General features: G+C 42.5%; 10 protein-coding genes. 9 read left to right on the plus strand and 1 reads right to left on the minus strand.

The genetic code is table 11. From position 1 onward, the window contains the following. From COT43_02180 to COT43_02200, 5 genes are all read left to right on the plus strand, one after another. Nucleotides 1-621 (plus strand): hypothetical protein (locus tag COT43_02180; protein PIS30201.1); only part of this gene is annotated, 621 nt, incomplete at its 5' end. Between the two features lie 26 nt (nt 622-647). Further along, a complete protein-coding gene (locus COT43_02185; protein PIS30210.1) occupies nt 648-1,895 on the plus strand; it encodes an asparagine synthetase B in 1,248 nt (415 codons plus the stop codon). A gap of 60 nt (nt 1,896-1,955) precedes the next feature. Continuing rightward, nucleotides 1,956-2,345 carry a hypothetical protein gene (locus COT43_02190; protein ID PIS30202.1) on the plus strand — a complete coding sequence of 130 codons (390 nt, stop codon included), beginning with the start codon at nt 1,956-1,958 and terminating at the stop codon, nt 2,343-2,345. Nucleotides 2,346-2,954: 609 nt separating this feature from the next. After that, nucleotides 2,955-3,500, plus strand: coding sequence for a hydrolase (locus tag COT43_02195; protein ID PIS30203.1), 546 nt, complete (start codon nt 2,955-2,957; stop codon nt 3,498-3,500). Between the two features lie 12 nt (nt 3,501-3,512). Next, a complete protein-coding gene (locus COT43_02200) occupies nt 3,513-4,694 on the plus strand; it encodes a hypothetical protein (GenBank protein PIS30204.1) in 1,182 nt (393 codons plus the stop codon). Between the two features lie 12 nt (nt 4,695-4,706). On the opposite strand, the gene COT43_02205 is transcribed toward COT43_02200, so the two are convergent. After that, on the minus strand, nt 4,707-5,687 hold the full coding sequence (locus tag COT43_02205) for a tRNA dihydrouridine synthase DusB (protein PIS30205.1): 981 nt from the start codon (nt 5,685-5,687) through the stop codon (nt 4,707-4,709). Between the two features lie 384 nt (nt 5,688-6,071). Here COT43_02205 and COT43_02210 point away from each other — a divergent pair, with 384 nt between their 5' ends. From COT43_02210 to COT43_02225, 4 genes are all read left to right on the plus strand, one after another. Further along, nucleotides 6,072-7,856, plus strand: coding sequence for a hypothetical protein (locus COT43_02210; GenBank protein ID PIS30206.1), 1,785 nt, complete (start codon nt 6,072-6,074; stop codon nt 7,854-7,856). Between the two features lie 10 nt (nt 7,857-7,866). After that, nucleotides 7,867-11,130, plus strand: a complete 3,264-nt coding sequence (locus COT43_02215) for a hypothetical protein (GenBank protein ID PIS30207.1) — start codon at nt 7,867-7,869, stop codon at nt 11,128-11,130. Nucleotides 11,131-11,378: 248 nt separating this feature from the next. Then, entirely contained in the window at nt 11,379-12,245 is an 867-nt protein-coding gene (locus tag COT43_02220; GenBank protein ID PIS30208.1) for a hypothetical protein, read from the plus strand. Beyond that, a complete protein-coding gene (locus COT43_02225) occupies nt 12,242-12,769 on the plus strand; it encodes a hypothetical protein (protein PIS30209.1) in 528 nt (175 codons plus the stop codon). Before COT43_02220 ends, COT43_02225 begins: the two co-directional genes overlap by 4 nt. Nucleotides 12,770-12,777: the final 8 nt, after the last annotated feature.

The raw sequence follows: 12,777 nt of genomic DNA on the forward strand, positions 1-12,777 counted from the left end.
GACATTCCGATTTACGGCGTTCCGAGCTCAGTTCAGGTTGATTTCAAATCGGATGGATGGAAGCACAAACTTTATTTTCTCTTTTCGGATATTGACGGTGACTTATATCGGATCGGTATCATCGGTTATTTGCCTGATACAAACTTTACGACGCCAAGCGCTCCGTTTTCCAGTATGGTTCCGATAGCGAGCGGCACCTATTTCAATTATCCGGTTCGTCTGCGCGGTTTGCAGATTCAGCTGGGAAATTCTGCCGATATTGGACAGATTAACAGTGGGACGATTTATTTGGATAACCTGCGCATCGTCTATCCGGATATCGTCGCCGTTTATCCGGCGAATGAAGAACTCGTTCCAGACGGTTTTCGCCTGCAACAAAATTATCCGAATCCGTTTAATCCAACGACGCACATCCGATTCGATTTGCCGAAGGATGAGTTTGTATCAATGACCGTTTATGATGTTATGGGACGCGCCGTTAAAACGCTTCTCAACGAGCGTCTTCACGCCGGGCGATATGAAGTGACTTTGGACGGTCGGGAAATCCCAAGCGGTGTCTATTTTTGCCGGATTTCAGCCGGACAGTATTCGCAAACGATCAAAATGGTGCTGATGAAATGATCGAATCTGTGCTCAAACGTTTTCTCATCTACGGATTTCTGGTTTTTTTTGGAATTTCGTCTTTGAACGCCCAGAAAATCCTGATTCCAATGGATCAGTCGCAGGCCGATCACCTCAAAGCGTACGGCATCGCATATTGGGCGCTGAAACAACAAGTGATGGTTGAATGGTTGTTGAATTATCGCGGCGGTTCCTTTATGATGGATGCTTATCCGGGAATTGTCAAGGAGTTGCGCCTGCGCGGCGTCTCATTTGAAGAAATCAGCGGGGCGAAAGCATTGCAGATTTATTCGACGATCGATCAAAATAATATGGACATCGCAATTCTGGAAAAAGCCTCGAAGATCGCCGTCTATTCGCCTCCCGGAAAACAACCGTGGGATGATGCCGTTACGCTTGCATTGACCTACGCTGAAATCCCGTATGATATTATCTGGGATGAGGAAGTTCTGACTAACAAATTGCCGGATTACGATTGGCTTCATCTGCACCATGAAGATTTTACCGGTCAGTATGGTAAATTCTACGCGAGCTACCGGAATCAGGATTGGTATCGACAGGAGGAAGCCAACTCGCAATTGATGGCAACGAAATTGGGATTTACGAAGGTCAGTGAAGAAAAAAAAGCGGTTGCCCGTGCGATAAAAAAGTACGTCGGAAATGGCGGATTTCTATTTGCAATGTGTTCGGCGACCGATGCGCTTGACATTGCGCTGGCGGCGGAAAATGTCGATATAGTCGCTAGTGTTTATGACGGGGATCCGCCTGATCCAAATGCTAATCTCAAGTTAGATTTCAGTAAGACTTTTTGCTTTGAGAATTTCAAACTTTACACCGATCCGATGCTTTATGAATATTCCGACATTGACGTGCCTCCCAGTTTCCAACCGGTTTCACCTGGCGCGGAAGCCGACTATTTTACGCTCTTTGAGTTTTCGGCTAAGTACGATCCGGTTCCAACCATGTTGACACAGGATCATGTTGGAATGATTAAGGGATTTATGGGACAAACCACAGGCTTTCGGCGCGACCTGATCAAGAAATCTGTCGTGATTCTGGGAGAGGTCGAAAACAGGGAACAGGTGAAATATGTTCACGGAAATTTTGGTGATGGAACATTTACATTTCTCGGCGGTCATGATCCGGAAGATTATCAGCACTTTGTCGGAGACCCGCCGACACGCCTGGAACTGCATAAAAATTCGCCGGGATACCGATTGATTTTGAATAATGTTTTGTTTCCTTCTGCAAAAAAGAAAGAGCGGAAAACGTGAGTGAGGAATATCAAATTGAAAATTTTAGATTGAAAATTGCAAATTTATAAGAGGAAAATGATGAACGAGTTACCAATCAAAACACACGCCCGGACTGAAATGATTGACATAACCATTTCTATTGAGGATATCGTTAAGTCCATCGACGCTCAATCAGGCGTTTGTACGATTTATTGTCCTCACACGACCGCGGGAGTCATGATCAATGAATGCGCCGATCCGGACGTTGCTAACGATATTCTGGCCAAATTGAACCGTCTCGTTCCTCCGGATGAAGGATATTTACATATTGAGGGAAATTCGGATGCTCATATCAAGACAGCGCTGGTCGGCAACAGCATTCAGGTTATTGTCGAAAACGGGCATCTGTGCATGGGAACGTGGCAGGGAATATTTTTCTGTGAATTTGACGGGCCTCGGAATCGAAGGGTGTGGATAGCGATTTCCTGACGTAAAAAAAAGAATCCCGACTTTCATCAGGATTCTTTGAATTCATGAAATATTCCGTGAATGTTCCGGATTATTTCTCTCCATCCTTCAGAAGACCCAAGGCAATTGCGAGCAAAATCAGTGTCTGAGCGAAACAGTTCCACGCATTTGCAGTAATGATGATTGCATGACCCACAAATTGAGTGATGATCCCCAGAATTAACGCTACTAAGCCCGCAACGATTGCCACTACCATCCAACTTTTCATAAAACCTCCTCTGTTAATAAACCTTAATTAATGATACGATAAATTCGTTAAATAGTCAACACAATTTTTATTATATCATTTCTCATCAAGATTCCCGGAAATATCTCTATGAATTATCAGACTATCCGGTCGAATTCTTTTCTATTGAATTTCTTCTAAAAAGAGATGATATTTAAATGGTTCCAGTCGAATGAAAAGAGAAGTGGATTGGAAGAAAAGATGAAAAAGCGAACATCAAAACTCAAATTTGCGCTGGTTTTCCTGATCGTGGTTCTTCTTTTTCTGGTTTATTTTAGAAAAAGATTTCGTGAACAAATCGAGATAACAGCGCCGCGTTCAACTCAGACCGAAACGGTGAAACCATGAACCGGTTAAATTCCAAACAGGCTGTATTAGTCGTTGTTGACATTCAGGCGAAACTCCTGCACGTTGTTTACGATTATCCGCTTGTTCTCGATAATCTCAGAAAAATTATCACAGGCGCGCAGGTTCTGGGTATTCCGATATTGTTGACCGAGCAATATCCAAAAGGACTCGGAGCAACCGTTGATGAGGTTCAGTCCATTTTAAACGAATACCGCCCGATCGTCAAACAGACGTTTTCCTGCTGGCGCGATCCGGTGTTCCAAGAAGAACTCAAGCGACAAAATAGAAAGCAGGTTTTAATCTGCGGTATCGAGTCGCATATCTGTGTTTATCAAACCAGTCTCGATCTGGTCGAAAATGGATTTGAAGTATTTTGCGTCACTGATGCCATTTCGAGCCGGACGGTTGAAAATCGAATGCTCGCATTAAGAAATCTTGAAAAAGCCGGAGTTCAGATGACGAGCGTCGAGATGGCGCTCTTTGAGATGCTGAAAAATTCAACTGATCCGGCGTTTAAACAAATTTCTCAAATTGTTAAATAGAAAGGTTATGCTATGGATTTAGAAAAAATTCAGAGTGAAATTTGCAAGCAGAAAATTGATGGATGGTTGTTTTACGATTTCCATAACCGCGATGCGATGGCGTATCGCATTCTCGGTTTGGAATTGAATAAACTTACGTCCCGGCGCTGGTACTATTTCATTCCTGCGGATGGACAGCCAGTGCGTTTGGTTTCGTCGGTAGAGGCGACGAAGTTGGACGCGCTTCCCGGTGAAAAAATGGTTTACCGGAGTTACGAACAACAACACGCCTTGATTCGGAAAATGCTGAGAAATTCGCGCCGAATCGCTATGCAATATTCGCCAACCAATAATATCCCTTATATATCCATGGTTGATGCGGGAACGATTGAACTGCTTCGTTCGTTCGGTGTGGAGATCGTCACTTCTGCAAATCTCGTTCAGACCTTTGAGGCGATCATCGATAAAGAAGGATATCGTCTGCATCGGCAAGCCGGAGAAAAAGTTCAGCGCATCAAAGACGAAGCATTTGCGTTGATCGACCGCACAATTCGTGCAAAGGAAAAAATCACAGAATATGAAGTTCAGCAGTTCATCGTCAAACGTTTTCAGGAAGAAGGATTGACCGATGACGGCGATCATCCTATCGTCGGCGTTAACGAACATCCCGCCGATCCGCATTTCGAGCCGAAAGAGTCAAATTCGTACACACTGAAGCAAGGCGATACGGTTCTAATCGATCTTTGGGCGCGCGAGAATTGCGATAAGGGAATTTACTACGATATCACCTGGTGTGGTTTTATCGGGAAGCAACCGCCGGCAAAATATATCGAAATATTTAATGTTGTTCGTGACGCTCGAAATGCGGCACGTGACTTCGTCCGGAATAAATTCGCGCGTGGTGAAAGATGCTTCGGATATGAGGTCGATGATGCCTGCCGGAATGTCGTTGCCAAAGACGGATATGGCGAATATTTCGTGCATCGTACCGGACATTCCATCGGCCATGAAGTTCACGGCAATGGTGTCAACATCGACAATCTCGAGACGAAGGACGAACGCGAGTTGGTGCCGGGTATCTGTTTTTCAATTGAGCCGGGAATTTATCTTGCGGGCGAGATGGCAGTTCGCTCCGAAATTGACGTTTTTATCACGCTGGATAAACAGGTTGTCGTCGCCGGTAAAGAGCAGGAAGATTTGATTTTAGTGGGATAGAAATTGCCGCTGTTAAGCAGGATCGGCACAGACAGATTCTTTCAGTTCCCGAATGATTTCTTGTGTTTCACTTAGGCTATGTGAGCGGACGAGTCGTTCCCGATAGGAAGAAGCGTTCCGGATGCCGCGGAAATACCAGCGATACCATTTTTTCATCATCGTCGTTGCATCCGCTTCGCCGCGATAGGTTACTTCAAGCGATAAATGATGCTGGCAGAGTTCAATCCGCCCGAGAATCGAACCTTGCGCTGAGCATTGACCTGTATGAAGAAGTTCGTTTGTCTTTTGAAAAATCCATGGATCGGCAAGAGCGCCCCGGCCGATCATCACGCCGTCACAGCCGGTTTCTCTAAACATCCGAACCGCATCGTTTTCCGAATTCACATCGCCGTTTCCGATGACCGGAATGGATAATTGGGATTTAACTTCGGCGATGATTTTCCAATCCGCCGGGAATTTAAAACCTTCGACGGCGGTTCGCGGATGAACTGTCAGCGCGCAAATGCCTTCGTTTTCGAGCATTTTAGCGGCGGCGACAGCAACGATGGATTGACGGCTCCAGCCTGCGCGAATCTTGGCGGTGACGGGAGTCCGAACTGCGTGCACGACAGCGCTGGCAATTTTTTGCATCAGCGGCAAATCTTTCAATAAAGCGGAACCGGCGTTTCTTTTCACGACTTTTTTGACAGAACAGCCGAAATTCAGGTCGATGATGTCGGGATGAAATTGCGCCTCTATCAATCGGGCGGATTCAGCCATCGCGTCCGGATCGTGACCGAAAATCTGCATTCCGATCGGTCGTTCGCGTTCAACGAAGACGAGATAATCATTCGTTTTTTCCGAGCCGCGCACGAGTCCTTCCGAACTGACGAACTCGGTATAAACCGCTCCGGCGCCTCTTTCACGGCAAATCATCCGGAACGGTATGTCGGTGTATCCCGCCATCGGCGCGAGCAAAACCGGGTTGTCGATGTTCAGTTTACCAATCAACACAGCGGAATTTAAGAAAAAACCGTTCGGCTTCCAACTTATGCAACGAACGGCGCCGTCGAAATGGCAAGGATATGGGCGAATTCATAAAAAGCAGACTGCCCCGTGATTTTATAATACATTCTATCTACAACTTATTAAAAAAGAAGGTTCCTTCTCGTTCAGAGTGGGTAATTATCATTTAAAAGTTACATAGGCTGGATTCAGTGAGACAAAGAAAATGGCGCTGATGAGGTAAATCTGGAAGATATTTTTAAAGGCTTGTTGACAATCTATCGATCTTGATATATATTGAATTAGTAGCAAAGGAGATGACTACCATGGAAAAAGGCTTAAAGAAGGAATATTTTTAACGAGCATACAAGTTCGCCAGAGGAAATATCTACGATGGATAAAGGTTTAAGAAGGCGGATGATGGTTTTTAGGGTTGGTCGGAAATTCAGACATGACTCGGATGCGGATTCAAAGCCATTTGAAATTAGTAAATGTATAAATACTGTCCTCAAAAAGTTAAGAATTCTGCTGATATTTATTATCGTTACCCAAATATTAAATGCTCAATGGTCGAATGATCCATCCGTCAATACAACGATTGTCAATACCTTCGGTGGCCAGGTCATGCCGATGGCAGTATCCGATGGCAAGGGTGGCGCTATCATTTTCTTTCACGAACGCGGTCAGGAACTCTACGCCCAACGCATCGGTTGGGATGGGTATTTACGCTGGGACTCGGCCGGTGTGCCAGTGTGTACCGCCCCCAATCCCCAATTTGCCGAGGCAGTTCTCAGTGATGGGAAAGGTGGTTCTTTCGTGGTCTGGATGGATTATCGCGAATATGCAGGTTCGGCGACCTTTAATCTCACTACCAATTCCCTTTATGTCCAGCGAATTGACAGTAACGGTATTTGCTTATGGCAGAATGATGGCGTCCTGGTGCGTTCTTTTCTTAACATGGAAGAAAAGCCCACCTATCAGGAAGCCCTGGCAGAAGATGGCCATGGCGGAGTATTTATAATTTGGGTTGATCGCCGTACCGCAGAGAGTGTGTATGACTTAGGTAAAATCTACTTACAACATATTGATTCCACCGGTGTAGTCTTATTTGAACCGGATGGTATGTTAATTGGCGATGGTGAAGACCCACGGATTCTTTCCGATGATTCGTCCGGAGTCTATGTATTACGTAAACTAAAATTAGCACAGCGATATTCATATGAAGGATTTCCTATGTGGAATCAGGAGGTATATACTGATTCCGCTGGATTCTCAAGTCAAATCGCTAAAGATGGACATGGGGGTTTTATCTATGCCGGACTTCGCTTCCCCAGTGGAAGGCCAAAATATATTGGCTTACAACGCGTGAATCGACGTGGAGATCGACTCTGGGACATTAATCGACTATATCTTGATCAAACACCTAGACTTAATCTACGTGCTATTTCTGATGGAGAATCGGGAATTATTTTTCAATGGCAAAAAGAAAATTATACCAACTGTATTCAGAAAGTTGATAGTTCAGGCGTTTTAAAATGGTCAGACCGATGGCTTGAAAAAGGCGGAGCTCCTCTTATTTCGGATATTTGTGGTGGTATTCTATTTCCTGATGTTCTTCACGACTCGTTGGAAAAGGGGTGTGTGCAGAGAATCGATGCCAACGGCAATTTCCCCTGGGGCAAGATCGGCGCGGTTCTGTTCCAAAGGGTCGATTTGATCTCCTCAGGTTGGGGTTACTGGCAATTCGTTTCAGATTTAAAAGGCGGCGGCATCCTGATATGGGATGAACTCAGTGAAGTAACCGGAAATATCGACATCTTTGCTCAACATGTCGATTCCGAAGGAAAATTAGGGCCTGTATTAGCGATAAAAAATACAAGTCCACCAGAACAAATTGCTGACCAATTCAGGATAGATTCGCTCTATCCTAATCCTTTCAACAGCACAGTAACAATTAAATACTCTGTTAATTTAAAAACAAACATCAATATTAAAGTCTATGACATCAAAGGAGAAGAAGTCACTAAACTATTTAACGGCGACCGTGCTCCCGGTGAATATCAAATCCAATGGAACGGGACCAATACATGCGGGTTGCTGGTCGGCAATGGTTTATATATTTTACGCATGTCATCACCATCTCAAACAATTTCAAAAAAGATAGTACTTATCAAGTAAGGAGGCTATTATGAAAAATGGTATTGCTCTGTCATTTTTGTTGTTATGCTGGTGCCAAATTATTCTTGCCCAGATTATTAATGAACCTGATTTTGAACCGCTATATCCCTGTGAAGGAGATTGTTTCCCCGGATTAAAAGCCGCGACAGCCGATAGTTATAAGGTGGGAATTATCTATATCCAATTCTCTGACTGGCAAACTAACCGGGCTGCCCAGGGTGGTATTAAGAAAATTGATGATGATGGCGATACTACATGGTATACATACAAAAATTACTGGCTAATGACCTTTTCCGATCATGAATATGTAACCGCAGATCCTTATAATATTAATAGTCAGCCAAGATCACCCGAAGATAGAGCCATATTCGGAAGTTATCGAGATTATTGGGACGAAGTATCCTATGGTAAGTTTAAATATTCAGCAGGTAGTAAGATCATCAACCACTATAAAATCTATGAAGCGGATACTTTAATGGATTGGATCACAGCACCATACAATAAAGACTATTATCGCGCACTAAGCAAGGGGAATGCACGGGGTCCCTTATATACATATGCAACTCAGGCTGCTATTACAAAAGAATGGCTATATTCTCTCTCAGAATATGAAAAATATATTATCGTATTTGCAGGAAATCGGGATAACGAAACCAACAGAAATGAAGGCCTTTGGCCGACCTCTACTTGTCCTGGAAATAACTGTTTAACAGATGAACGCGATGGCAGTTATGGAGATGATGGCCGAATTGCCGGAGTATATCATGGCTGTCACGAATCGGGTCATATGATGTTTGGTTTATATGATATGCGTACAGGAGCAGCTGACAGATTTGGAGATTTTTCTCTTATGGGTTTATTTATGAGCCATTGGACTGGAGGAAATTATGGCGCCTATGAAAGACCGCCTCATTTGTCTTGTTATGAAAAAATCAATTTAGGATGGATTTCTCCGACACCAATTACCGGAAACTTGGAAAATGTCTCTATCCCAAACATAGAGATGAATCCATTTGCACTAACGTACACTCATCCTTCCTCTACCCAGAATGTATATTATATTGAAAACCGACAACCTCTTAGTTTTGATTTTTCCTATCAGGATTTTAACACCAGAGAGGGAGGAGGATTATTAGTATATCAAAAGGGTAACTTCTATACCGGTGCTGTATGGCCAAATGGTCTAACTATTAAAATCCATGAAGCTGATGGTACTCATCATTTAGAAGTAAAAGGTGACTGGAATACTGGAGATGTCTATGATTTCTTTGGTGGACTTTCAAATATTCATGAGATATGTGATAACACATCACCTTCAAGTAACTTACCGTATAATATTCCTTCTCGCTTTGCTATCTTTAATATTAGTAACAGTGCCAGTACAATGACTGCCGATTTTTATACTAATGCCTGGGCAGGAACTATTTCGTCAAACACAACTTGGGATAAAGATGTCTATGTCTATGGCGATTTGACTGTCAATAGTGGTGTCATTTTGACGATAGATGCCAATGTTACTGTCAAAGAAAGTGTTGTTTTTACTGTTAATCCCGGCGCCCAATTGAAATTTGCCTCAGGTAAGAAAATTACCGTTAACGGCACATTAATAGCCCAGGGCACTTCGTCTAATCATATTACTTTTACCTCCAACGATGCAACGCCATCCGCCGGGGACTGGTACGGCATACGGTTTGAAGATACCAGCAATGACGCGAATTGTATTCTGAAATACTGCGATATCCAGTACGCTCAATATGGCGTCTATTGCAACCGCGCCAATCCGAAGATCGAGAATAATACACTGACGAACAACAATTACGGGATTTATACGTATTTCTCATCGCCGGATATCAAGACAAATTCCATCAATAATAATTCTACTGGAATTTATGGCACGAACTCCAGCCCGTATGTATATGATAATAAAATCAGCAATAACGGAACAAGCGGCGTAGAATTTTGGACGCTTTCCCAACCGGTGTTTTACAATAATAGTTTTAAGGATAACGGTCTGATAGGGACGGCTTTCAAATATTTTTGCTATCCCAAATTTGGGCCGACATCCGGTTCGGATAAGGGATTCAATGTCGTTGCCGATAACGATGTGTATGGAGTATATAACTACTACTACACAGATCCGTTTATGGGTAGTACTGATGCCTATAATGAGCGAATAGGTGGTTACAACAGCATTGCCAATAATTCCGGCTATAATCTTTATGCATATGATAATTGCGTCGCTTATGCCTACTGGAACTGGTGGGGCGCAGGCGTTCCTCCCGCGAATAAATTCTATAACTATCTATCTTGGATATATTACACACCTTATCTGACTACTGATCCGGGCGGCGGATCGACGCTTGGGAAAATAGTAACCGTGCAAAGTACTTTATCTGATAAGAACAGAGACTATGAAGCGGCTGGCTTTAATCCGAAGAAACCGAATCCCAATCGTCTATCCGATTTATGGCTCTGGGGACATGACTTGTTTATTAATAATAAACTGGCAGACGCGATCGATATTTACAAGATATTAGTCAAAAAGTTCTCCCAAACCAAGGAAGCCAAACACGCTCTGGTCAAGGTCTATCACCTTTATCATGAATTGGGCAAGCCGGGACTGGATGTTTATCTAAGCGAGATAATAAATAATTCTGAGATGAATGAAAATCTCAAGCCGATGGCATACGAACTGTTAGCCGGCGATTATCTTTACAACAAGGATTTAGTAAATGCCGGTAAGATATATGAAAAGATACGGCAGAAATACCCCGATTCAGAACATGAGAAACTGGCGTTATTTTGTCAGGCGTTGGCGACTCGAATTGATTTGAACGATGTGGAGAATGCCAAAGGCTATGTTGAAATAATGAAACAAAAATATCAAGATGATGAATTGACTTTTCGCGCAAGTGAAGAGATGGGAGAGAAAATGGATTGGAGCCTTGCGAAACGCACGCGTCAGCCGGAAGCGATCAAACAAATCTTACCGGAGAAATTTGCGCTGAGAAACAATTATCCCAATCCGTTCAATCCACAGACAACCATTGCCTTCGACCTGCCGGAAGAGTCTCACGTGACGCTGACGATCTACGACGTCATGGGTCGTGAAATCGTCAGGCTGTTAGATGAGAATCAACCAGCCGGATTTCGCCAAGTTATATGGGACGGCAAGGATAAATCCGGGCAGACAGTATCCAGCGGGATTTACCTCTATACTCTGAAGACCTCGGCGGGATTCAGCGAAACGAAGAAAATGGCGCTGATGAGGTGAATCTGAAAGATATTTTCAAAGGTCTATTGACAATTTATCACTCTTGATATATATTGAATTAGTAGCAAAGGAAATGACTACGATAAAAAAAGAATTGAAGAAGCGGAGTGTTTATTTTAGGAAAGGAACGCAGTCTCAAGAGAGTGAAAAGTGTTGTGCAAAGAGAAGCGATAAAGTCATTTTGAATATGACAAAGGAATCATCTTCAGAAGGATAAATCCGTGATGAATTAAAATGGAGATAGTGTTATGAAAGAGTTAATTAGAATATTTTTTATTTTTGTTCTTTTTTCCGAGATTGTCTTTACCCAGACAGAGAGAGATAGTGCGAAAGTCTATCGATCAATTCACGAAGTTCCCTGGGATCAGCGATGGCCTGGTATAGAAAATTATCCACGTGCCGTGAGGGAGTGGGATTCATTGAGAGTAGAAATTGTTAAATTCCGAAAAGAAGTCCATTCAAAAGGAGGCGATGTTCCGGCAAGAGAGGTAGATATTCCGATGGATATCCTTTTATCTTCGGCAAGAGCATACATAAGCGCTAAACTTTTCCATTGGACTCTAAAATGGGATGGTGCGTGTCAAAAATATTGGGACGGTCATGGGGGAGATGGTTTCTTAGTTATGCAAATAAAAAGACGAATGCCAGAACTATGGGGATTACTGGCAGAGATAAATGGTATCATTTTGGTTGAGGCGTTAAAGGATACCTCATTAAGTACAGCCTATCCTTTAACTGATGAAAAGTATCCTAGGGACCTTGTATTATATGGAAAAGTGATTGATGATATTTTAGGAACTATTGAAGAGGATACGATCATGACAAGACATTATACAGTATGGTTTAAAGACACATTTTCTCTTTCTGAAAAACCTAAATTACTTTTAATATTAAGATCAGGTACCAATGCTGTGATAAACAATGAAAGAGTACCTATATATTTTTGTGAATGGTACCCCTCATATAAGTATCCTGTAACTGGGCCAAAATTTATGTATGTTGAAGATGGTATTATCCATGACCCATTTTCAGTATTGAATATCGATGGGAAAAAGTATGAGGTCTTTAAAAACGAGATGAGGAATTTTTTAAAGGAACAGGGGATCAGACCATGAAAAGAGTTTTGATAGCAATTTCTATTTTCTTTTTCACATTAACCTTTTTTAAAACCATTTTTTGTCAAGAGCATAACCAGTTTTTTTGGATTAATAATCAGAATAATAATTTCGATTATTTCGAATGTCAAGGTTTGGAAAGTGACTGTATGTGGTTTTGTCTTCGCTGGACAAATTATTATGCAGACACTGAAAATAAAAAAATAAATGTCAATACAATTCCAGGAAACCAATATCCATGGAGATTAAGTTCTTTAGATGAAGAGGTGGGTGCCGCAAAAGCATCTTTAAATGCATGGAATAGTATAGTAAAGGATTCTAAAAAAACTCCATTTATTGATGATGAGTATAATAACGTTATGCCTTCAACCGCAGTTTGGATAGTGAATCTTGACAATAATTCTTATTTCTATGGCGGTTCTGCAATAACGTATCTTGCCATAAATGATGATTATGACACTGATCAGAACTACACGTTTGTTTACTACAATAGTATGTATCCTAAATTCCCGCCCTTAATGTAACGAGGCGG

It is taken from the genome of Candidatus Marinimicrobia bacterium CG08_land_8_20_14_0_20_45_22, from assembly GCA_002774355.1.
Lineage (GTDB): Bacteria > Fidelibacterota > UBA2242 > UBA2242 > UBA2242 > 0-14-0-20-45-22.

Excerpts from the sequence above, each read along its gene's own strand:
- COT43_02190 (PIS30202.1), top strand. The coding sequence starts at position 1,956 with ATGAACGAGTTACCAATCAAAACACACGCCCGGACTGAAATGATTGAC.
- COT43_02195 (PIS30203.1), top strand. The coding sequence starts at position 2,955 with ATGAACCGGTTAAATTCCAAACAGGCTGTATTAGTCGTTGTTGACATT.
- COT43_02200 (PIS30204.1), top strand. The coding sequence starts at position 3,513 with ATGGATTTAGAAAAAATTCAGAGTGAAATTTGCAAGCAGAAAATTGAT.
- COT43_02210 (PIS30206.1), top strand. The coding sequence starts at position 6,072 with ATGGATAAAGGTTTAAGAAGGCGGATGATGGTTTTTAGGGTTGGTCGG.
- COT43_02215 (PIS30207.1), top strand. The coding sequence starts at position 7,867 with ATGAAAAATGGTATTGCTCTGTCATTTTTGTTGTTATGCTGGTGCCAA.
- COT43_02220 (PIS30208.1), top strand. The coding sequence starts at position 11,379 with ATGAAAGAGTTAATTAGAATATTTTTTATTTTTGTTCTTTTTTCCGAG.
- COT43_02225 (PIS30209.1), top strand. The coding sequence starts at position 12,242 with ATGAAAAGAGTTTTGATAGCAATTTCTATTTTCTTTTTCACATTAACC.